Genomic DNA, 20,415 nt, shown 5'->3' with positions numbered 1-20,415 from the left:
CGACTCCTTAATTCGCGTGTTTTCGCAAAGGCCGGTGAATGCGCCGGGCATCTATCTGAAAAACGGATTCGTCCGTCGCTCCTGTTCCACAGTGGTTTCCGGGCCGTGGCCAGGACAAACCAGGGTTTGACCGGGAAGCGGGAAAATCTTTTCCTCTACCGACCGGATCAGCTGCGGATAAGAGCCTCCGGGGAAATCGGTGCGGCCGATGGATCCGGCGAAAAGCGTGTCGCCCACAAAAACGATGTTTGCGTCCGCTGCGAGGAAGGAAACGTGCCCTGGGGTGTGCCCGGGGGTTTCAAGCACTTCGAGGACAATGGAGCCGAAAGTGATCCGGTCGCCCTCTTCCAGGAAATGATCCACTTCCCCCTTGGGGGTTCGGATCAAGGAACCGAAGAGGGTGCCCAGTCCCAGCTTGCTGTCCGTGAGGAGCGGTTCGTCCTTCCGGTTCAGGAACACTCGGCTTCCCGTGCGTTCCTTTATGGTCCAAGCGTCCAGGACATGGTCGAAGTGCCCGTGGGTGAGAAGCACGGCCACAGGTTCCAGCTTCAGGGTCTGAACGCGTGCGAGTATGCGGTCCGCATCCCCCCCGGGGTCGATGATCGCGGCCTGCCGGGTTTCGGGGTCGCCCACGATGTAGCAATTGGTTTGAAGCATTCCTACGACGAGTCGTTCAACGATCACGGAGATCCCCCGATAGCAGCGCAAGGTTTTGAATTTCAGCGTGAGGCCGACCTTCAGCGTTCCAGCACCACGACCTCTTCCAAGGGCCGGCGGTGAGACGACTGCTTGCGGTGGGCGGGATGGCCGACCGCCACCACTGCCATCAGTTCGAGTCGTTCGGGAAGTTCCAGTGCATCCCGCACCTTGTCCTTGTTCTTCAAAATCTCGCCGATCCAGACGGCTCCCAGACCCCGGGCATGGATGGCGAGCAGCATGTTCTGAATGGCGGCTCCCACGGCCTGACAGTCCTTCACGTAGTCGTAAGACGTCTCGTGGTCCAGGAAAACGGGAATCAGCACGGCCGCCTGTCGCATCGTTTCCGAATATCGAGTCAGCCCGGCGATCTTTTCCTTGAGTTCCGGGTCCCGTACCACGGCGAACCGCCAGGGCTGGTTGTTCAGGCCCGACGGGGCCCAGCAGGCGGCCTGAAGCACTTCCCGGATGAGGTCGCGATCGACGGGAGCATCCAGAAAATGGCGGACGCTTCGGCGCTCGCGAATGGCTTGCAAAACGGTCGGTTCAGGCCGGCTATGGTCCATGGGGTCTCCTTGCCGTAGGTCTTGGTGAAAAGGATATTCCTTTGCGACTACGTGAGAGGCGAGTATATTCTTTTGCCGTCCCGGGGGTCAAGCAATGGAGAGCTACCTTTTGACAGACGGTCGATTGTGTGGCACATAAGGAACTCGGCGGGTGCGGGTATTGAGCCTGCGGGCCGGGCGGAACAGAAGCGACTGCGGCAGGGAGAATCGCGTTGAGCGTGTCCATGAAATGGATCAAGGAACGAGGCCCCGTGGTTGCCTTTGAGGGGAGACTCGACAAGGAAACGGTGCCGGAAGCGCGACGGCGGGTCCTGAAGGCCCTCAAGCGGAACCCCGCCGGATCCCTGGATGTGGATCTTTCCCGGTTGGAACGAATGGATACGGCGGGCGTGGCCCTGTTGGTTGAACTTCACCGAAACGCCCTTCGAAAGGGTGGTAAAGTGCGCCTTCGCGGATTAAACGAAGGCGCACGCCGCATGATCCAGCTGGCCCGGCTCGACCAGGTGCTGGAAGTCGCTGAAGAGGCTTGAACCCCATGGAAAAGACGGAGTGCGTACATGCTACCGGCGACGACCCAGCCATCGAAGTGGTCGGCCTCCAGAGTCAGTACGGTTCGCGCCGGGTTCTCCAGGACATTTCCTTCACGATTCCGCGGCACCGGGTGACTGTGATCATGGGAGTGAGCGGCTGCGGAAAGAGCACGCTGCTTCGCCACCTGGTGGCTCTCAAGCCCACGCCCCACGGCCGAATACTGGTGGACGGGAAAAGCCTCGCCGAGTTCAACGAAGAGGAACTCTACCGTTACCGCCGCCAGACGGGCGTCTTGTTCCAGTCGGGGGCGCTGTTCAATTCTCTTTCCGTGGCGGAAAACATCGCCGTTCCGCTTCGCGCCCACACGCGCCTCGCCGACGAGACCATCCGGATCATCGCCCAGATCAAGCTCCACCAGGTGGGGCTCATGGATTTTGCCGACTACATGCCGTCCCAGTTGAGTGGCGGCATGCGGAAGCGGGCCGGCCTGGCCCGGGCTCTCGCCATGGATCCGGCCATCCTCTTCGTGGACGAACTTTCCTCGGGGTTGGATCCCATCACCAGCGCCGGCCTGGACGATCTTATCCTGGAACTCCGTGAGACCCTGAGAATGACCATCATCGTGGTGACCCATGAACTGGAGAGCGCCTTCCGGATTGCCGACCAGTTGATCGTGCTGGATCGGGGGCGCTTGGTTGCGGCGGGAAAGCCTGAGGAAATCCGGTCGTGCCCGGACGAACGGGTGGCGCAGTTCCTTTCGCGCCGGGCCGATCCTCAGGAAGAAGACATGCAAAACTACGTGAACCGCCTCGTGGGCGATAGGCGAGGCGGTAAAGGTGGCAGGCGATGACCGGATGGATTCAGGCGCTCGGACGGACCACCTTGAACCAGATCTCCGGATTGGGACGGGCGTTCCTGTTTCTGGTCAACACCGTCGAGGGCGTGTTCCGGCCGCCGGGGAAGTGGCGGTTCGTGGTCAAAGACGTCTATTTCATCGGCACTAAGTCGCTTTTCGTGATCGGCTTTACCGCCGCTTTTTCCGGCATGGTCCTTGGGCTGCAAGGCTATTACTCGCTCTCGAGAGTCGGCTCCGAAGGGGTTCTCGGGGCGGCCGTGGCCCTGAGCCTCATCCGGGAGCTGGGACCGGTGCTTTCGGCGCTCATGGTCACCGGCCGGGCGGGTTCGGCGATTTGCGCGGAAATCGGCATTATGAGGATCGAGGAACAGATCGACGCCCTGGAATGCATGGCCATCGATCCTCACAGCTACCTCATCGCCCCCCGGCTTGTGGCTTCCCTCATCGCCGTTCCGCTTCTGACCGCCGTCTTCGACGTAGTGGGAATCTTCGGCGGCTATCTGGTGGGGGTGGAGTTGCTGGGCGTCAACCCGGGAGCCTATCTCGACAGTATGCAGACCAGTGTGGAATGGTTCGATGTTTATATGGGGATCGTCAAGTCGCTGGTTTTCGCGGCACTCCTGATCTGGATCTGTACCTACAAGGGCTATTACGCGGGGGTCGACCGGGGAGTTTTCGGTCCGGAAGACGTGAGCCGGGCCACGACCGACGCGGTGGTGGTATCGTCGGTGGCTATCCTGGTGAGCGACTACGTTGCGACGTCCCTGCTGCTTTGAAAGGGTGGATCGCGGCGACTTCCAGGCGGCGGACGGCCGAAGCTCGCAGCGGATTCAGCCTTCGGCGTGAGTTATCCGATCGCAGGGTGCAGGAGCAGGCGATCGTAGCCGGAGACCGTTCACACGGAAAGAAAGGCGGAAGATGGAAAGGAAAGGACTCGAACTGGGCGTCGGAGTCTTCGTGCTGTTCGGACTGGTCTGCCTTGCCTACCTGTCGCTGAATCTCGGCGATGTGCAGCTGTTCGGGGGGTGGGGCTACACGGTCACCGCCCGCTTCGCCAGCGTTTCGGGACTGAAGGAAAAGGCCGGCGTCACCATGGCTGGAGTGAACATCGGCGAGGTGGACAAGATCCGTCTCGAACAGGGCGAAGCCGTGGTGACGCTTCGGATTCAGGAAGGCGTGAGGCTCGAAGAGGACGTCATCGCCAGCGTCAAGACCATGGGGATTATCGGCGACAAGTACATTTCCATCACCCCGGGAGGATCCGACCGCTACATCGAGCCGGGTGGGAGGATCATGGACACCGTGCCGCCTCTCGACATCGAAGAGCTTCTCGGCAAGTTCGTCTTCGGTACGCTCAAAGAATAAGAAGCTGTCTGAGAACACCCTTTACCCCTTCCAGGAATGTAGTGTCCGTTTTTTTTGGTGCAGGGGCGGTTCGGGAACGGCGCTTAGGGAGTGACTCATGCCCTGTAGGAGCCGGCTTGCCGGCGATCAGGGTCAACGAGGCAAGGCCGGTTTTACGGGTCGCGGGCAAGCCCGCTCCTACCGATAACGCAACACCGGGCCGATCCCCTTGACGGAATACCGGGCCGATCCCCTGTAGGAGCCGGCTTGCCGGCGATCAGGGTCAACGAGGCAAGGCCGGTTTTACGGGTCGCGGGCAAGCCCGCTCCTACCGATAACGCAACACCGGGCCGATCCCCTGTAGGAGCCGGCTTGCCGGCGATCAGGGTCAACGAGGCAAGGCCGGTTTTACGGGTCGCGGGCAAGCCCGCTCCTACCGATAACGCAACACCGGGCCGATCCCCTGTAGGAGCCGGCTTGCCGGCGATCAGGGTCAACGAGGCAAGGCCGGTTTTACGGGTCGCGGGCAAGCCCGCTCCTACCGATAACGCAACACCGGGCCGATCCCCTTGACGGAATACCGGGCCGATCCCCTGTAGGAGCCGGCTTGCCGGCGATCAGGGTCAACGAGGCAAGGCCGGTTTTACGGGTCGCGGGCAAGCCCGCTCCTACCGATAACGCAACACCGGGCCGATCCCCTTGACGGAATACCGGGCCGATCCCCTGTAGGAGCCGGCTTGCCGGCGATCAGGGTCAACGAGGCAAGGCCGGTTTTACGGGTCGCGGGCAAGCCCGCTCCTACCGATAACGCAACACCGGGCCGATCCCCTTGACGGAATACCGGGCCGATCCCCTGTAGGAGCCGGCTTGCCGGCGATCAGGGTCAACGAGGCAAGGCCGGTTTTACGGGTCGCGGGCAAGCCCGCTCCTACAGGAACAAGGAACCTCAGTGCTCGACTTTCATGAGAAGGGCCAGAACGGTTCCGCCGCCCCAAGTACTCAGAGGGAAGCCGAAAAAGGAAAGGCCGGCGGATCACCGCCGGCCTTTCGAGGTTCCCTCAGCCATCGATTCGACGAAAAAAGCCTACTTCTTCATCTGTTTCATGAAAATGGACTCGCACTTGTCGGCCATCGCTTCGGCGCGGTCGGCGGCGGCTTCCGCTCTGCGGGCGGCGTCCTCACAGTCCTTGGCGGTGTCGATCTGCTTTTGCTCCAAGGCATCCATCCGCTGCATCATCGCATCTCGATCCGCCTGGAGCTGCTTGACTGCACTCTGGCTGGCGCAACCGGAAATGACCGTGAACGACAACGCCACCACGAACAACAGAGCAAGCATTCTTTTCATAACTCTTTCTCCTCTTTAAACGGTTTTGCAATTCTCAACCTTGTACACCCGTTACACAACAAACACCCCGATCCATTGACGACACGATCTTCCTGCAATTATGACCTTTCTCTCACCTCCTCATCTCAAACCCCGTGTACTTCAATTATGTTCCTAAGCCCCTTCCAGTTCTTCGGCTAGAAATTCTAGGCAAACGGTTTTCCGAAAGCAAGCAAATTCATCGGGGCGGGCCGCCGCGGCTGACCGCTTCACTGCTGAAGGAAGATGTTCAGGGGAGTACCTTCCGCTTTTTGATCCAGGCGCGTGACATTGGTCGGAACGCCGTTTTGGAGCCGGACGGCCAGGAGGTAGCGGTCCATGTCCACCTGGTCCCGCCACGGGCTGGCTTCCAGGAGGCTGCGGGCGTGGGCTTCGTAATCGGCGAACCGCTTGTAGACGTCGGGATGAGCTTCGACGTAGATTTGCCCATTGGACCGCCCGATCTTCACGGGTTCATAAATGATTTCAAGGCGGGTGCCCAAGGGAACCTGGGGAAAGAGCAGGCGGATGTGTTCCGGGTAGAGGCGGATGCAGCCGTGGCTGACCAGGCGTCCCACGCCCCAGGGCATGTGGGTGCCGTGGATACCGTAAGGCCCGATGGAGAGCTTCATGAAAAATTCGCCCAGCGGGTTCTCGGGTCCGGGCGGCATGGTGGATCGGCCGTATTTCTCCTGTAGGGACTTGGGAATGTACCAGGTGGGGTTGGCCCGTTTTTCGGAAATGGTGCAGGTGCCGAGAGGGGTTTCCCAGCCTTCGTCGCCGATACCGAGGGGATAGGTCTGCACCGTGCGTTCCTTCTTGTCGAAGTAAAAGAGGCGCAGTTCCGCCACGTTGATCACGATCTGCTCATGCCGGGTGGGCGGGAGCACCCAAAGGGCCGGGATGAGAAGGCGCTTTTCTTTGGGAGGCATCCAGGGGTCCAGGCGGGGGTACACCAGGGTCACTTCGTTGTAGCCCATGCCGTAGCGGCGCGCGATATCGAGGAGCGTCTCGCCGGGCTGAACCTGGTGCCAGCGGGCGGAACCCACCACGGTATTGTCTTCCAGGTCGTAGGGATAGCGCTGTATGTAGGACGTGTAGTAGTGTCCGTCCGCGGCGGCCGCTGGCCGGGTCGGTTGGGCTGCGAGGCATGCCGCGGCGACGGCCGCCGCGAGCAGCAGCAGCAGGAATCGAAGCCGGTTGCGGGAGGCGGGAACGGTTTCTATTTTCACCACCTTTGCGCCAGTCTCAGAAGGCCGGTCCTTTTCAGGGGTTCGATTCCGCGCGAACCGTCTTGCCATCTCTTTCTTCATCCGGATTTCCATTTCCCGGTGCCGAGCGAAGCCCCGGCAAAGCGAACCGAGTCGCCTTTCCGCGGCCGCAAACAAAAACCAGAATCACGTTCTTTTGTCAATGGATCTTCCACGGAGATGGAAAAGAACGTCGTTTCGGCGAACCGTTTTTCGGTCCAGCCGCTCCCACAGGATGGTCGCGCCCGGAGGCTCGATGCAGGAGGTTCGCACGGCGGCCGACGGCGTGACGATCCAGTGGGCGCGCACGTCGTACGCCTCGACGGGGAGGGCTTCCAGGACGGAATCGTCATCCAGAACGACGACGATCTGTACTGCGGGATGCAGCCAGCGGAGCTCCCTGAGGGCGGCTACCTGGAGGTCCAGGTGCCCCCGGCCGTCGCCCAGCAGGCTTCCGTCGCGTGCCGCGGCGACCGCGTCGGATACGATGAGGTCCACCGGGGGCGCGAGTGGCTTTTGGTAGGGCGGCCTGGCGGCAAAGGGATTTCCGGGGTGAGGCTGTACGGCCTTCAGACGCTTGGACGGCGAAATGCCGCGGGGGTCAAGGAAAAGGAATCCTTTCTGGAGAAAAGGCGTAGGAAGAAGCAGTTTCTTGCCGTCGGCGAGGGTGTTCAGGCGGACCTGCTGGAGTTCCCGGGCCGGAGAACACAGGACGCAGAGAGCTTTTCGGTAAGGGGTGAGTTTCCGGAGGCGCTCGGCGGTCCGTCCCGCGTCGGGAAGGTCCCCTGCTTGTTTCCGGGAAAGGATTTCCTGTCTGAGCGCTTCTTTCGTCAAAGGGGGCACCGTGTTTTCTCCCTGCCGCCTTCGGTTCGATTTGCGGCCGCCCTTGAACTTTGCCGTGGAATTTTCTATAGATCAGAAAAGTTTCCTCATTGTCCACCGTTTTTGAAGCCGGTCTCTTGTCTCCGTGGCGGAGACCGTGACGGATCCCCGAAACTCTTCCGAGGAGGCAAGCCCCATGAACATTGCCCAAGCAGATCTTCGTCCCGAACATGTGAAGAAGCGGTTTCCCAGAAGTGTGGCGCCGCTGGTGAACGGCAAGGCGCTGCTGGCAGCAGCGAAAAAGCACAATGCCATGATCATGGCCACCAATATCCGGTGCCGCCTTCCGGTGGAAGGGATCGTTCGGGCATCCATAGGGACCGGGGCGCCGGTCATGTACGAAATCGCCAAATCCGAGCTGGGCTACACGGACTTCACCCCGGCGTCCTTTGTGGAATTCATCGTTCGAGAAAATGAGCGGCTGGGAAACACGGAGGTACCCTTCGCCATCCATGCGGATCACCTCACGGTGAAAAAGATGGAGGATGTGCCGAGCGTTCGGGCGCTCATCGCCGAGGAAATGGAAGCCGGCTTCACGTCCTTCGCCATCGATGCGTCTCATATGGAAAATGAAAAGAACCTGGCGGCCACGCTGGAACTGGCACGGCCGGTGATCGAGGCGGGGTTGAGCCTGGAAGTGGAACTCGGTGAAATCGGCGCGAAAAGCGGGAGCGCCGAAGGCTTCACGCAGCCCGAGGAGGCCGAGTGGTTCATCGGAGAACTGGTGAAGAAAGGCATCCATCCCGACCTTCTGGCCATCAACAACGGGTCCATCCACGGGACCTACTTCGGAACGTCCCACGAAGGCATCCAGCTGGATCTCACCCGTGACATCTGGAACGTCATCCAGCCGTGGGGCGTGGACATCGCCCAGCACGGCATCACCGGGACGTCGCTGGAAAAGATCACCTCGTTTATCCACTACGGCATCCGCAAGGGAAACGTGGGAACCTTCTGGCAGAACATCTCCTTCGGACTTGCCATGAATTCCAATGGAAACGCCATCACCACCGAAGACAAGGGCTACGTGAAGCGTCCCTACCGGGGCGTCCCCGACGAACTGTGGAACGAAATGTGGGCGTGGGCCGTGGAGACGGGAAACACGGGTGGAAACATCAAGAACGCGAACATGGCCTTTGCGGCCAAGCTGCATGCCGTCCCCGCGTACTGCAAGGAACGAATCTCAGCTCACGCCTACGAGGAAGCCGTGCGCCTTTTCGAAGCCACCCATTCCATCGGTCTGGCCGATGCTGTCTGGCAGGCGATGGAGGCCATGACCAAGTAGGGGTGTCTCTGCGATCCTTGCCGCCCCGCCTTCCGGTCTGCTCCCCAAGACCGGGAGGACGGGCGGCTCAACACGGGCCGCTGTTTCGCCACTGTCGCACGCCTGAAGGAAGCCGCCTGCAGGAGCCTCTCCGGCCGGTGTCCGATCTGGCCCGTTTTGAGGATATGGCCTCTTTTTGCAATCTGCTGGTTCACCCATACGAAAAGGTCGTCCCGGAGATCGCCTTCGCCATCTTGCGGAAACGGCTGGACGAATTTCATCTCTTTGGGCGACACCTTGATGCCTGGATCCGTCAAACGTCGTCGAATCGGTAGCCGAAGAGCTCGATGTCCCGACGGAAATGACGGGCCACCAGTTCGGCCGTCTCGTCCGTGTAATAGGTCCTGTAGTCCCTTCGGTCTGTGGCCTTCCTCTTGTGGGGCAGCGCCGGAGGGCGGATGCCGATCCGCCGGCAGGCTTCGGCGAAATCTTCTTCCAGCCTTTCGTAGCGTCCCACAAAGTCCACAAGCAGGCTTCCGTCCAGATCCACCAGGTAGTCCGACTGGCGCTCGATGGACACGTCGAAGTGAAAGACGTAGGGCCGTTTCGGATCCAGCTTGTATTTGAGAAAAGCGTCAAAAGTCTCCAGCCCTCGCATCAGGTGAGGGCGTTCGCGGCGGATGTGGTGGAAGGAGCTGACCTGCAAATCCCAGGGGTTGCGGACGAAGGCGAACTTGAAAAGGTTTTCGAAAAAGTCGCGCGGCAGCATCTCCTTGGCTGCGATTACCTTGGCATGCCGGGGAAGTTTGCACGCGAGGCGATGCCCGAAGAGGGCGCTCATGCGGCTGCAAAGGTACAGAGGAATCCGCCAGGGATCCTTCCATTTGACGCCCCTCAAAGCCACCCGAACGCTGGTTCCCCCCGTTTTGGGGATATGCACGAAGAGAAACTTGTATCGGGGCGAAAGCAACATCGATGTCATCCTTTCTGAGTCGCCGTCAAAAGGGGCGACGTGTGAGCATCGTCTCAACGGCCACGGCCGTCTTGTGCCATCCTGCGGTCATGAACCTTACATTTCTTAGTTACCAAGCATCTGTTTGGGCTGATTTGCCGTGCACAGCCTCTGAACATTACCAGCACGATCCTCTATGAATGCGATGGGAAGTCTGAAGGCGACGGTTCAATCGCAAAGGAGACAGGATGATCGATCCCATGGAAATCGAATTCTATGACGTTTACCACCTTCCTATACGTAAAAGCCTGAGGCCGTCGACACCCTACGCGAACAGGCGGGATGTTTTGTCCTGATCACCGATGTCCCGGTCGAGGGGCCGCCCGATAGCGACATCCCTCACGACGGTAAAAGGATCCTACAGCCTTACAAGGATCAGAACGGTATCGAACACAACTTCAGTTTCCTCAAAGATCCCGTAGTCGTCAACTCCGTCTTCTTTAAAAAACCGGAACGCATCGAAGCCCTCGGACTCATCCTGGTGATCGTCCTCCTGCTCTGGCGCCTCGTAGAATTCAACATGCGCGCTCATCTGGAAAAACATCAGACGACGATCCCCGACCGGGACAACAAACCCACCCAACGGCCAACCACCTTCATGATGACAACAAAGTTCGAGCATATTCGCATCATAAAGATTCGATACGAGAGAACTCTCAACGGCCGCCTTTCACCGGTCCATGAGAAGTACCTTCTGGCTCGGGTGCAGATCTTTTGCTTCTTGTTCCCAAGCTTCAGCTTGGGAACGAGGCGAAACGGAGCTGATGCGCTTGCTTCTTCAAGGCCATCTGGATCTACCTCAGAGGGCCACCCTGGATGTCGTTCTAAAAGATCCGCACCCTTTTCACATAATCATCATAAAGCTGTAACATTGAATGTTTAGCATACTTATTGAGTGATGCAAGTCAATTACTTTTAGGGAAATAGTTGGTAATAAAAATAAGATTCCAACTGATGGAGAAGCTGATAAGTACCGTTAATATGAGTAAGGAGCTCAGCGACAAGAAATTCACGGGATAGATAAAGCTAAGTATCAGCCGTGGCTCTGTCGGGTAAGTGGAGAGCTTTAAAGAAACACCAGGAAAATAACATAGAAAGGAAAGGAGGAAAAGTTAAAATGATTTTAAACCGTTCAATCAATAGAAGACAGTTTCTGCAGCTGAGCGGCGGCACTGCCGGTGCTTTACTGCTGAACGGCTTGTCCGGGTCGGCGCTGGCCACTCTCCTGGCGGCCGGAACGGTGATCGAGAAGGAGGAGCTATGCACCGCCGGCAGCAACCACGCGGTAATCACCTGGGTCACTCCGGAGCAGAACACAGACACATCCCTGTGGGTGGGCTCGTACAAGAGTAGCCTGAAGAAGCTTACCGTGGAGCAAGATAAAGAGTTTCACTGGGCGGAGGTAAGAAATCTGCAGCCTGCCACCCGTTACTGGTATCAGGTGGAGAGCAACGGCGCCAGGGGTTCCCTTAATTCCTTTAAAACCCTGCCCGCGCCGGAAGGCAGGTATTTGTTCAGTCTCGCTCTTTTCAGCGATACACACATTGCCAGCGGGGACAGCATGGGCGACATGAACGAAATCTATTTCGGCAAACTCACGGAGTATTCCAAGGATTTGCTGGTCCAGTGCATCCGGGACAGCAAACAGCGGGAGAGCGACCTGGCCGTGATTACAGGGGATCTGACCGATAGTTCCTACCTCGAACAGTACCTCTTGCTAAAAGAGGAAATATTACCGGAATTCGGCGCAATGCCGTACGACACCTGCATAGGCAATCACGACGAATACATGGAGAAGTCCAACGGCGGCCTTGGGGAGCCCGGATACCTCGAGTACATCTGCAGCCACGAAAAACCCTATGGGAGCTTTATGTATCAAGACCACCAGTTTATCCTCCTCGACTCGAGCAAAAAAGACAACGATTGGGGAACCATTGACGGTGAGCAGCTGGAGTGGCTGCGGGAAACCCTGCGCAAGGGCGGCGGCCGGCCTTCCTACTTATTTTTCCACCATCCCTGCAACGGCCCGGATGTGTGGTTCGGGATCGACAACTTTCTCTCCTTCAAAAACCTGATCAACGACTTCCCAGGCGTGCAGGCCGTGTTCAACGGGCACATGCACCGCAACAAGGTGACCACCAACCGGCTGATGACCAGAGAACTGCCCTACGTGGAGCTTCCCGCCACCGTCCAGTTTCCCTGCGGTTACGGGATTGTGCGGGTTTACGAAGAAGGTTTCGAGTACAATTCTTACAAGGTCAGCCGCCTGGACCTGGCCGAAATGTCCCGCGAGAGGGTAATCTTAAAATCGTTGGGCAGCGCCATCTACACATGGTACGCCTTTGGCGACATCGGCGACCGCAGCATCGCCTACTTTAACGGCGCGCTGCACCGCTCGGCGCAGTACGAACTAGCGGTGACCCTGGACTCCGCCCGGGCTGTCGACCTGTACGAAAAGGCCCAGGCGTACGACGGCGCCACCCTCGCCCCGGCGGCTGAGGCCGGGAAGATAAAGGTGATCCTGGGCCGTTACGATGCGCTGGCCGAAGCCCGGGAAGAACAGCGCCGGAAGGCTTTCATCTATGGGGTGCGGGACCTCCTTGTCACCAAAATGGGCAACTACGACGTGCCCGAGGATGTCAAGCGCCAGCAGGAGTAAACTTCCAAAATCCATTGAACTTAGGTTTTTGGTAGCGTAGAAAATAATAGAGCTAATATTTGATGCCAAATTCTATTTCCCCTCCCCTTGTGGGAGGGGATTAAGGGGAGGGGAATGTAACTGGTTGACATACGTTAATGTTCTCACCCTCACCCCAACCCTCTCCCATCAAGGGAAAGGGGGATCTTTTGACCTTCGTTAACCTTTTTGCTTAAGGTCTCCACCTTAGAACGCTACCAGGTTTTTAACCGGCCGCCTCTTCGCCCCGGCGGCCGGCAATTGTTTTGTTAAGGAGGGAATGAGAAGTGCCGTGGTACACAAAGGGCCTTTTGTGGGGCGGGATCACCGTAATAGTTCTTTTGCTGGCCGGAGGGGCGTACCAGTTTTTCGTTACCTTCCAGCGGACAAAGAACTACGCTTTGGCCGGTGAGTGGGCCCTGCAGGGGGCTGTGAAGCTGGGGCTGGTTTTCTGGCCGCTGGCCCTGTTGCTTGTCCTGTGTGCCTTGGGTCTGGCCTGGTGGCAGCGGAAGTGAACAGATCGCCGGATTTCAGTGCAAAAACCCGGAAAGATCCCTAAAACTTACATTTCGGAGTTACCACGCATCTAATTGGGCTAATTTGCCGTGCACGGGGGGTTAAGAGGTTAACTTTTTCGACCGTTTTGGTTTTTCGCGCTGGAGAGCAGCCCGCATTTCTGGTAGGCTATTTTGCCATGAAGCCCGGCAAAGACACTCCTTCCTCCAAGATCCGACTTCGCAAGCATCTGAATGCAGATGCCCTGGTGAGGGCGGTGCGCTGTGAGTTCGAAAAGATCCCCGATCCCCGCAAAGGCAGGCCGCAGATCTGCTTTGCAGATGCGGCCAGGAGGGCCTTCGCCATGTTTTCTATGAAGGAATTACTCCCATCCAGAACCTGAGCCTTTCACTCGAAAAACCGACGCGGAGGTGCGCCTTCAAACCGGGGATCTGAGCCCCTCACGCTCCAGGTGGCATCGCTCAACGGGACGTTCGGACCCTCGATCACCCCAAACGGCCCGCTGAACACTCGAAGACTCTCCTTTCACGCCCGCTTTTCACCCAAGGACCATCCGCTCCGGGAATCGCTGAAATAGCACCGAAAAGACTACCCCGCGTGGTTTCGTGTGCATGTGCATGGCCATGTTAGGCATTTTCTCTGTGGGACTTAATTTGAGAGATGGCCTCGTCTAAAGATATGTCACCCAGCCACTTCTCTCGCTCCTTTGTGTAGTTTCCTTGGCCTATCGAGAACTGATTGAAAAAACGAATGGTGTCAACAATACCCATCTCTTTAAAGAGGATGTGAGTGGCTCGACGGCTAATTTCAGATACGGGTCTGACTTGCATGTTCATATGTCTAGCTCCATCACCAGTTCGGTGGGCGATACCACCTTGGTATCCAATCCATTTAAGGTTTTGGCTTTTCTTAGAAACTTATCGTCACAAGTGCAAAAGTAATCAGCTTTTGCAGTTGACGCAGATGCCAGATGCAAAGCATCCAATGGTTTCAAACCTGATGCCATCAGTTTCCTGGCCAGTGCTTCAACTTCTGTTGTCAACGCAACATTTTCATTGGCCAATTTGAGAATTGCCAAAGCGTCCTCCCTGCGTGTCTGGTCCGGGACGCGGCCGATCTCGAAGACTAGAGACTCTGAGGATACGAGTCGCATGTGATGTGACTCACACAATGCAAGGATGACAAGGACTGCTTCAGCTTCAACGGCTATCCTTGGTTGGGATCTATCATCAAACGGACGCTGAAGGCTACAACAATCAAGATAAACTCTCATTTCAGGACTTTCCTGTTATGTTCAAAAAACGAGCCGGAGAAAAGGCATATGTAAACTGGATGCCGCTTCCGAAAACAAAAACCCGTTACCGCCGTAAAGGGACTGCTGCGCCCTGAGTATGCCGAAAATCACCATGAAAGAGCATGATACAGTCCCACAACCCATTCAAAGGACATGGCGGAAGCCGATTTCGCCTGCCTGTCGCCCCGCGGTCTGATCCTGACCGTCCAGATCGAGAAAGCTCTTTTCTATATAATGTGACCTCCCGGCTCAGCCGGGCTCGTCCCCCTCTGTGCCAATGTAGGTGAGACACGGACCCCTTAGTAAATTAGTGTAGGGCGGATAGGAGATAAGCTATGAAAATGCCACTGAATCCCAACCCGCTTGAGGCGAGGCAGCCCGGCTCAGGCGTGGCGCCAACGGAAGGAGCCCAAGGGGCGACTGGAGTTGGCGCCACGGCCGGCGACCGGCGTGATCTGGACATCTCGCCCCCCGATCCTGAAGTCACGGAGGCAAAACCTCGGCGACGTTTCACGGCGGCCTACAAGCTGCGCGTGATCGATCAGGCCGACCAGTGCAGCGAGGCCAGGCCAGATCGGTGCACTGCTGCGACGAGAGGGGTTGTATTCCTCTCAGCTGACCAACTGGCGAAAGCAGCGCGAGCAGGGCATCCTCCAGGGCCTGACGCCGGCAAAACGAGGCCGCAAGGCAAGACCTCGAAATCCTCTCGATACCCGTGTGGCCGAATTGGAGCCCGAAAATCAGCGCCTGCAAAACAAACTCAAACAAGCCCATATTATCATCGAGGCTCAAAAAAAATTTCCGAGATCCTGGGCATCGAACAGAACCTGCAAGAGATCGAAGAGAGCAAATGATTCAAGCCGCTGACACACTGGGTCACGACGTCGGTAAAAAGGCCGCCTGTGAGGCGTTGGAAGTCTCCAGGGCGACCTTTTACCGGCGGTCCAAGCTCCGGTACCCCAGACGCAGGCCGATCGGCCAAGGCCGCCATTGGCGCTGACAGCACCGGAAAGGCAGGCCGTCGTGGAGGTGCTTCACAGCGAGCGTTTCCAAGACAAGGCGCCTTTGCAAGTCTATGCTACCTTGCTCGACGACGGGCAATACCTGTGCTCGCCTCGGACGATGTATCGCATCCTGACCGCCGAACACGAGCAGGTCAAAGAACGGCGCCGGCACGTCCCGCAAGCGCATTACAGCAAACCCGAACTGCTGGCCACTGCTCCCAACCAGGTTTGGTCCTGGGACATCACCAAGCTCAAGGGGCCGGCCAAGTGGACCTACTTCCATCTGTACGTCATCATCGATATCTTCAGCCGCTACGTCACAGGCTGGATGGTCGCCCACTGTGAAAGTAAGGCACTGGCCAAACGCCTGATCGAGGAGAGCTGCCACAAGCAGCAGATTGCGCCGGGCCAACTGACCGTACACGCCGACCGCGGATCGAGCATGAGATCGAAAGTCGTCGCGCAGTTGTTTGCGGACTTGGGGATCACTAAAACTCACAGCCAGCCGCATGTCAGCAATGACAACCCGTATTCTGAAGCCCAGTTCAAAACCCTGAAGTACTGTCCGCAGTTCCCGGAAAAGTTCGGCTCCCTCCAGGATAGCCGTTGCTTTTGCCAGGCTTTCTTCTCCTGGTATAACACGGAGCATCACCACAGTGGCATCGCACTGCTGACCCCCGAACAGGTGCACTATGGGTTGGCCAACAAAGTGATAGGTCGCCGTGAAGTGGTCCTGGCTGCAGCCTTCGAGAAAAATCCGCGTCGGTTCAAGCACAAGATCCCGGCTCCTGCTAAGCTACCGGAGGCGGTCTGGATTAACCCGCCTGCGACACAAAATATGCAAGCGTAATTTTTCCACCCCCGTGTCTCATTTTCATTGACACGTTCCGTCTCGAACAATATGAAGGATGGCAATAATAGCGCCTAATCGCGGTGCTGACGAAGTCAGCACCGCGATTCTCGGCGGCCCAGCCGCCGAGAACGATAGAGTTCAGCGGCGGCGGGTTTGCCCGCCGTCCGCTGCAACGATTTGTTAAATGCTGTCTATTCTCTTTCTTATTAAATTTGAACTTCTCTTGCCATGAATTACGGCGAGAACAATTATTTTCTCTTTTTCAATCAGATAGAGTATTTTCTAAGGAAACCTTTTGATGAGATGCTTTCTCGTTCCTTTATGCTCAGGCGGACAAATCTCCGGGTTTCTTTCTATGAATTTCAGCCCCGCCTCAATCTGTAAAAGAAAATCATATCCTAACCCCTGCCTTTTATCTTCATACCAGGAGAAAGCTTCCTTTAAGTCATTTTCAGCTTCCGGTCTGACAATAACTCTATAGTTCATTTGCTTACTGTTCTCTTATAAACATCTTCCCAAGGAGAACCCAAATCAGGATTCTGGTGATATGCCTCCAATCTTTCATCAATTATCTTCTTCTCTCCTTCAGTTAATTCGACCGACTCAGCTTCTGCGGCTACCGTATCCCAAATGTCTTCTGCCAATTGGATTCTCTCTGGGATTGATAAACCAAGAGTATCAGTTGCAGTTAATTTCTTCTTCATAGCTCAAATCCTCCCTATTTCTTTCATTTTGCATCTAACGGTCGGGTTCAGGCGCGTTGTGGAGCGTAGCGGAGCAACGTCGCCTGCAACCCGTTGTTAGCCAGCCGTTTTCTCAAAGTAAAAATCTACTTCTTCAACCAAGCGATTCCAGAACGCTCCAATGAAAAAGAAAAGGGGTTTCACTAACGCTGCGTCATCTTCCACGATGTTGCCGTGAAGAACTTTATTACGGCTGGTTACTACTTCCAGCCAACTGCTCAATTTCGAGGAGAGTACTTTTTCTTTCTCCAATTTCTCAAGTTTGGGTTTCATACCTCCGAAATCTTCTGGACGCAATCCTATCTTCATCAAGGCGAGATTCAGGACTGCTTCTATGTTTGAGTAGAAGATGCGTAAACTATCAAGATAATGCCCTGTCATAAAGAGGTTTACTGCTATCTCAACCGATACTCTTTGATCTTGAATGAGGCTTCGGGATGTTCTTGTGCGTTCCTTAACTTGCTCGATTAAATCTGTGCCACCCAGAAATTCGAATCCGCCGACTTCTGATTCAGTTAACAGCATAATAACGTCTCTCAGAACGTCAAGATTCGCAGATGTTTTTACCAGTATCCTTCTGCCAAAATCTGTGATAAGCGGTTCTTCAGTTGTTGTATCAACGATTCCATACCAGCGAAGCGACATCGGGAGTCGCTCGCGGCGATTGAACCGCAGATCATCTATAGGCTGTGCTTTGCTCAATGTGTCGAGGGTCTGTTTGTTAAGATAACGACTACTCGTGCTCTTGCGCGCAAAGGTAACTTCCAAAGCGCACAGAAAGACGATCAACTCAAAGGCCGATAGCTGCAACACATACTGCCCAATGCCAGATAGTCGCCATCTTCGACTCGTGATGTCGTAGGTCGCCAATTGATGTTCTGTGGCAAATTCATAGTAAGAGACATCGGAAGGATAGTACCACGTCTCAAAACATTTGGCGATTTCTTCAACGACCAAGTTCTGTATAGAAGCCCTGCTTGGCTGATGCCGTGGAGTTCTCTCACGAGGATTTTTCTCAAGTTGGGCAAGCGTAATGTCTAAAGCCTTTGAAACGTACGCAAAATAGTCTGTTTCTGGAATGCCAAACTCTCTCAGTTTGATGATGCAGTAACGTACCCGCCTTTCAAAACGTTCTCTATCAAGAACGTCCCCTACGAATGAGGAATATCGCCAATCGTGGCCGTGCGGATCATCCCTGCCACTGAACCGAATACCTTTTTGGGTTGCGGTCTCAAAGACAAAACGTTTGAGTTCTCCCAAAAGCGCGTGATTTGGTATCACGTGCAACGAGGGATTACCCCCAGTAGACTCGATGCTCAATAGAGTTTCTTTTAGTTCGCTTATAAATGTTATAGTATCCATTGGTCAGGTAGAATCTGTTGCCACGCGATTCTAAAGGCTGGCTAACTCGTTATTCTATCCAATCTCCGTTTTTCCGTTACGGTTGCTACTCAGTCGGTGTACTTAAATCTAAGGTTAGCGCTTCCCGCTGTTCCTTGTCAAAGAAATCCAAGGAAAAGACCCTTGACGACCGGCAGGTTGCCAATGACTATAACATTAGTGTATTGACGTTATGGAGATTCTGTATAAGCAGGTGGAGTTTATGAAACGGGCCAAGGGAGAACTCGAGCGGAAACTTCTTGGCTATACCGAATCTCTGCGGAAACGGCACCGCAGTGTTAGCCACTGATCTCATTTGAAAATCACATGAATTTCGTAACCTTTGCCGGTAGGCCAGTTGTCTCGTTTCACTTCAACAGCCGTTTGCCCGATTTTTGTTTCCATTGATTTGCCGCCAGAAATTGCGTCTTTGACAGATTGAGGTAACTTCGCGCCAGCGATTTTTATGCTTAATGCCTCTGATGCGTTAAGCAATGTAGAATGGGCAGATGATGCTTGAGATTTGTTGTTTACATTAAGAACTAGCTTTGCTTGACTAACTACACTTCTGTCAGCAATTCCCGGAGCGCATGGTCCTTGGGTGAAAAGCGGGCGTGAAAGGAGAGTCTTCGAGTGTTCAGCGGGCCGTTTGGGGTGATCGAGGGTCCGAACGTCCCGTTGAGGGATGCCACCCGGAGCGTGAGGGGCTCAGATGCCCGGTTTGAAGGCGCACCTCCGCGTCGGTTTTTCGGGTGAAACTCAGGTTCTGCATGCGGTAATTCCTTTCTCCGCCCTACGAGGTGTTATAGGCGATGATCGGGGTCAGCCTTTTGTATCCGTAAAGAAGGGCCTCGTAGAGCATCCGGATGGACTCCAGGCGGAAGTCCCAGAACATGGCCCGGATCCTCTCCCAGAGGTCCCGTTTGGTTTGGAGCTTTCGCCATACGGCCTGAAACAGCGGGCAACACAGTTGGAGGCTCTGGTCCACGCAGAAGGCCAACATCATGAGGGTGACGAGGACGGCGCTAAGGTGTTTTCGGCCCAGGCCGTAGTTGTGTTCGAGGTGGTAGCCCTGGTTTTTCAAAGTGTTGAAGGTTTCGTTTTCGATGCGCCAGCGTGCCCGGCCGATCCGCATCAAGGTAACGGCGTTTTCCCGGCGGATGAGGATATCGGTGACCCAGGAAAACCGCAGCAGCCCCTTGGGAGTCACCTGCCAGTACTCGAGGAGGTTCACTCGTAGGTCGGGATGGGACTTGTTGAGGGGAAGATCGTTGATGAAGCGGAAGTAATGGAGGGTTTCGGGGTTGTCTTCCGCTGCGTGCCAGAACTCCACAGCCCTGCCCTCGGCGATGGCCTCGTCGGCCTTTTCGAAGAGGAAGGCGTGATCGCCGGGTTTAACCCCAAGCACGAAGCGGCAGTCGAAGCGCTTGAGGGTTTCAATGTGGGGAGCGTTGGGACTGAGGGCATCTTCGGTCACGATGAGCTTGATGTGGGGGTGGTCAGTTCTCAGGTTCTCGATACAACGGCCGGCGGCGTTGCGTTCGCAGTCGTTTTTGGTGTCACCGTCTTCTCTTCGGATCACTTCGGGGGGAAAGGGGATCACGGCCTTGTGGTCCGGGTGGACGAGGGCGGCTCCCATCATTTGGAGGGAATAGGTGGTCTTGCCGGTGGCAGAGGTTTTTCGAAGGCAGGCGTCGGAAAAGACCTTTTCCGACGAAAAATAGCCCGTGCCGTCCAGGGCCAGGATGTAGCGGCCGTCCAGCACGGTCATCTGATCCAGCGCCTTGCCGCGCTGAAGCCGTGAGAAGATCTCGCCGAAGGCGGGTCGGAACACATAGGGCGAAACCTCATCGAGAATCTCCCGCATGGTGCTGTCGGAAGCGACCTTCTCGATGTGGTAGAGCGCGTGCAGGTTGTGATCCCGAGCCGACCAGCGTTTCTCAAAGGCCGGAAGAGAGGGATCCTTCAAAGAAAACATGGCGAAGGCGCTCATGGCCGCATCCGCAAAGGAGATCTGCGGCGTGCCTTTGCGGGGATCGGGGATCTTTTCGAACTCACGGCGCACCGCCCTCACCATGGCATCTGCATTCAGATGCTTGCGAAGTCGGATCTTGGAGGAAGGAGCGTCTTTGCTGGGCTTCATGGCAAAATAGCCTACCAGAGACGCGGGCGGCTGTCCAGCAT

Annotated in this window: 19 protein-coding genes and 2 pseudogenes; 10 read left to right on the top strand and 11 right to left on the bottom strand. The window is 56.3% G+C overall.

What is annotated here, in order from left to right; all coding sequences use genetic code 11:
- Positions 1–51: 51 nt before the first annotated feature.
- Both FDQ92_RS02740 and FDQ92_RS02735 read right to left on the bottom strand, forming a co-directional pair.
- Positions 52–684: an MBL fold metallo-hydrolase gene (locus FDQ92_RS02740; RefSeq protein WP_137423171.1), complete on the bottom strand. Its 633-nt coding sequence runs from the start codon at positions 682–684 to the stop codon at positions 52–54.
- Between the two features lie 53 nt (positions 685–737).
- Positions 738–1,262, bottom strand: a complete 525-nt coding sequence (locus FDQ92_RS02735; protein ID WP_137423170.1) for a nitroreductase family protein — start codon at positions 1,260–1,262, stop codon at positions 738–740.
- Between the two features lie 224 nt (positions 1,263–1,486).
- Between FDQ92_RS02735 and FDQ92_RS02730 the strand changes: the two genes are divergently transcribed.
- The 4 genes from FDQ92_RS02730 (at position 1,487) to mlaD (ending at position 4,014) form a co-directional block, all read left to right on the top strand.
- Positions 1,487–1,792, top strand: coding sequence for an STAS domain-containing protein (locus FDQ92_RS02730; RefSeq protein WP_137423169.1), 306 nt, complete (start codon positions 1,487–1,489; stop codon positions 1,790–1,792).
- Between the two features lie 5 nt (positions 1,793–1,797).
- Positions 1,798–2,643 (top strand): ABC transporter ATP-binding protein, encoded by an 846-nt coding sequence (locus FDQ92_RS02725; RefSeq protein WP_137423168.1) that lies wholly within the window; start codon positions 1,798–1,800, stop codon positions 2,641–2,643.
- The gene (locus tag FDQ92_RS02720) at positions 2,640–3,425 is read left to right on the top strand and encodes an MlaE family ABC transporter permease (RefSeq protein ID WP_137423167.1); all 786 of its coding nucleotides are present in this window, start codon (positions 2,640–2,642) and stop codon (positions 3,423–3,425) included. The genes FDQ92_RS02725 and FDQ92_RS02720 overlap by 4 nt, the downstream gene beginning before the upstream one ends.
- Positions 3,426–3,567: 142 nt before the next feature.
- Positions 3,568–4,014 carry an outer membrane lipid asymmetry maintenance protein MlaD gene (gene mlaD / locus FDQ92_RS02715; RefSeq protein WP_137423166.1) on the top strand — a complete coding sequence of 149 codons (447 nt, stop codon included), beginning with the start codon at positions 3,568–3,570 and terminating at the stop codon, positions 4,012–4,014.
- Positions 4,015–5,077: 1,063 nt separating this feature from the next.
- Here the strand turns inward: mlaD and FDQ92_RS02710 are convergent.
- The 3 genes from FDQ92_RS02710 to FDQ92_RS02700 form a co-directional block, all read right to left on the bottom strand.
- Positions 5,078–5,338, bottom strand: coding sequence for a hypothetical protein (locus FDQ92_RS02710; protein ID WP_137423165.1), 261 nt, complete (start codon positions 5,336–5,338; stop codon positions 5,078–5,080).
- Positions 5,339–5,586: 248 nt separating this feature from the next.
- Positions 5,587–6,669, bottom strand: a complete 1,083-nt coding sequence (locus tag FDQ92_RS02705; protein WP_170180150.1) for a L,D-transpeptidase family protein — start codon at positions 6,667–6,669, stop codon at positions 5,587–5,589.
- An 84-nt stretch (positions 6,670–6,753) separates the two neighbouring features.
- The gene (locus FDQ92_RS02700) at positions 6,754–7,449 is read right to left on the bottom strand and encodes a 5-formyltetrahydrofolate cyclo-ligase (protein ID WP_170180149.1); all 696 of its coding nucleotides are present in this window, start codon (positions 7,447–7,449) and stop codon (positions 6,754–6,756) included.
- A 175-nt stretch (positions 7,450–7,624) separates the two neighbouring features.
- On the opposite strand from FDQ92_RS02700, the gene FDQ92_RS02695 reads away from it, so the two are divergent.
- Positions 7,625–8,773 (top strand): class II fructose-bisphosphate aldolase, encoded by a 1,149-nt coding sequence (locus FDQ92_RS02695; protein ID WP_137423162.1) that lies wholly within the window; start codon positions 7,625–7,627, stop codon positions 8,771–8,773.
- Between the two features lie 292 nt (positions 8,774–9,065).
- On the opposite strand, the gene FDQ92_RS02690 is transcribed toward FDQ92_RS02695, so the two are convergent.
- Positions 9,066–9,725 carry a sulfotransferase family 2 domain-containing protein gene (locus FDQ92_RS02690; protein WP_137423161.1) on the bottom strand — a complete coding sequence of 220 codons (660 nt, stop codon included), beginning with the start codon at positions 9,723–9,725 and terminating at the stop codon, positions 9,066–9,068.
- A gap of 283 nt (positions 9,726–10,008) precedes the next feature.
- Between FDQ92_RS02690 and FDQ92_RS16385 the strand changes: the two are divergent.
- The 4 genes and pseudogenes from FDQ92_RS16385 to FDQ92_RS02670 all read left to right on the top strand — a co-directional run.
- Positions 10,009–10,464, top strand: a pseudogene (locus FDQ92_RS16385) (IS1634 family transposase); the annotation flags it as partial.
- 417 nt (positions 10,465–10,881) lie between these two features.
- Positions 10,882–12,423 carry a metallophosphoesterase gene (locus tag FDQ92_RS02680; RefSeq protein ID WP_137423159.1) on the top strand — a complete coding sequence of 514 codons (1,542 nt, stop codon included), beginning with the start codon at positions 10,882–10,884 and terminating at the stop codon, positions 12,421–12,423.
- 305 nt (positions 12,424–12,728) lie between these two features.
- On the top strand, positions 12,729–12,956 hold the full coding sequence (locus FDQ92_RS02675; protein ID WP_137423158.1) for a hypothetical protein: 228 nt from the start codon (positions 12,729–12,731) through the stop codon (positions 12,954–12,956).
- Positions 12,957–13,135: 179 nt separating this feature from the next.
- Positions 13,136–13,339, top strand: coding sequence for a hypothetical protein (locus FDQ92_RS02670; protein WP_137423157.1), 204 nt, complete (start codon positions 13,136–13,138; stop codon positions 13,337–13,339).
- 450 nt (positions 13,340–13,789) lie between these two features.
- On the opposite strand, the gene FDQ92_RS02660 is transcribed toward FDQ92_RS02670, so the two are convergent.
- Positions 13,790–14,110, bottom strand: a complete 321-nt coding sequence (locus FDQ92_RS02660; protein WP_246041892.1) for a PIN domain-containing protein — start codon at positions 14,108–14,110, stop codon at positions 13,790–13,792.
- A 530-nt stretch (positions 14,111–14,640) separates the two neighbouring features.
- Here FDQ92_RS02660 and FDQ92_RS02655 point away from each other — a divergent pair.
- Positions 14,641–16,105, top strand: a pseudogene (locus FDQ92_RS02655) (IS3 family transposase).
- Positions 16,106–16,390: 285 nt separating this feature from the next.
- Here the strand turns inward: FDQ92_RS02655 and FDQ92_RS02650 are convergent.
- From FDQ92_RS02650 to FDQ92_RS02635, 4 genes are all read right to left on the bottom strand, one after another.
- Positions 16,391–16,594, bottom strand: coding sequence for a type II toxin-antitoxin system RelE/ParE family toxin (locus FDQ92_RS02650; protein WP_211341342.1), 204 nt, complete (start codon positions 16,592–16,594; stop codon positions 16,391–16,393).
- Positions 16,591–16,812: an addiction module protein gene (locus FDQ92_RS02645; protein WP_137423154.1), complete on the bottom strand. Its 222-nt coding sequence runs from the start codon at positions 16,810–16,812 to the stop codon at positions 16,591–16,593. Before FDQ92_RS02645 ends, FDQ92_RS02650 begins: the two co-directional genes overlap by 4 nt.
- A gap of 96 nt (positions 16,813–16,908) precedes the next feature.
- Positions 16,909–18,171: a hypothetical protein gene (locus FDQ92_RS15120; protein ID WP_170180148.1), complete on the bottom strand. Its 1,263-nt coding sequence runs from the start codon at positions 18,169–18,171 to the stop codon at positions 16,909–16,911.
- An 853-nt stretch (positions 18,172–19,024) separates the two neighbouring features.
- Positions 19,025–20,374, bottom strand: coding sequence for a transposase (locus FDQ92_RS02635; RefSeq protein WP_137423153.1), 1,350 nt, complete (start codon positions 20,372–20,374; stop codon positions 19,025–19,027).
- Positions 20,375–20,415: the final 41 nt, after the last annotated feature.

Source organism: Desulfoglaeba alkanexedens ALDC, from assembly GCF_005377625.1.
Taxonomy (GTDB): Bacteria; Desulfobacterota; Syntrophobacteria; order Syntrophobacterales; family DSM-9756; genus Desulfoglaeba; species Desulfoglaeba alkanexedens.
The sequence above is the reverse complement of the archived record's forward strand: the minus strand, read 5'-3'. Positions and strand labels throughout refer to the sequence as shown.

Excerpts from the sequence above, each read along its gene's own strand:
- FDQ92_RS02735 (WP_137423170.1), bottom strand. The coding sequence starts at position 1,262 with ATGGACCATAGCCGGCCTGAACCGACCGTTTTGCAAGCCATTCGCGAG.
- FDQ92_RS02730 (WP_137423169.1), top strand. The coding sequence starts at position 1,487 with ATGAAATGGATCAAGGAACGAGGCCCCGTGGTTGCCTTTGAGGGGAGA.
- FDQ92_RS02725 (WP_137423168.1), top strand. The coding sequence starts at position 1,798 with ATGGAAAAGACGGAGTGCGTACATGCTACCGGCGACGACCCAGCCATC.
- FDQ92_RS02720 (WP_137423167.1), top strand. The coding sequence starts at position 2,640 with ATGACCGGATGGATTCAGGCGCTCGGACGGACCACCTTGAACCAGATC.
- mlaD (WP_137423166.1), top strand. The coding sequence starts at position 3,568 with ATGGAAAGGAAAGGACTCGAACTGGGCGTCGGAGTCTTCGTGCTGTTC.
- FDQ92_RS02710 (WP_137423165.1), bottom strand. The coding sequence starts at position 5,338 with ATGAAAAGAATGCTTGCTCTGTTGTTCGTGGTGGCGTTGTCGTTCACG.
- FDQ92_RS02705 (WP_170180150.1), bottom strand. The coding sequence starts at position 6,669 with ATGAAGAAAGAGATGGCAAGACGGTTCGCGCGGAATCGAACCCCTGAA.
- FDQ92_RS02695 (WP_137423162.1), top strand. The coding sequence starts at position 7,625 with ATGAACATTGCCCAAGCAGATCTTCGTCCCGAACATGTGAAGAAGCGG.
- FDQ92_RS02690 (WP_137423161.1), bottom strand. The coding sequence starts at position 9,725 with ATGTTGCTTTCGCCCCGATACAAGTTTCTCTTCGTGCATATCCCCAAA.
- FDQ92_RS02680 (WP_137423159.1), top strand. The coding sequence starts at position 10,882 with ATGATTTTAAACCGTTCAATCAATAGAAGACAGTTTCTGCAGCTGAGC.
- FDQ92_RS02670 (WP_137423157.1), top strand. The coding sequence starts at position 13,136 with ATGAAGCCCGGCAAAGACACTCCTTCCTCCAAGATCCGACTTCGCAAG.
- FDQ92_RS02660 (WP_246041892.1), bottom strand. The coding sequence starts at position 14,110 with ATGCGACTCGTATCCTCAGAGTCTCTAGTCTTCGAGATCGGCCGCGTC.
- FDQ92_RS02650 (WP_211341342.1), bottom strand. The coding sequence starts at position 16,594 with ATGAACTATAGAGTTATTGTCAGACCGGAAGCTGAAAATGACTTAAAG.
- FDQ92_RS02645 (WP_137423154.1), bottom strand. The coding sequence starts at position 16,812 with ATGAAGAAGAAATTAACTGCAACTGATACTCTTGGTTTATCAATCCCA.
- FDQ92_RS02635 (WP_137423153.1), bottom strand. The coding sequence starts at position 20,374 with ATGAAGCCCAGCAAAGACGCTCCTTCCTCCAAGATCCGACTTCGCAAG.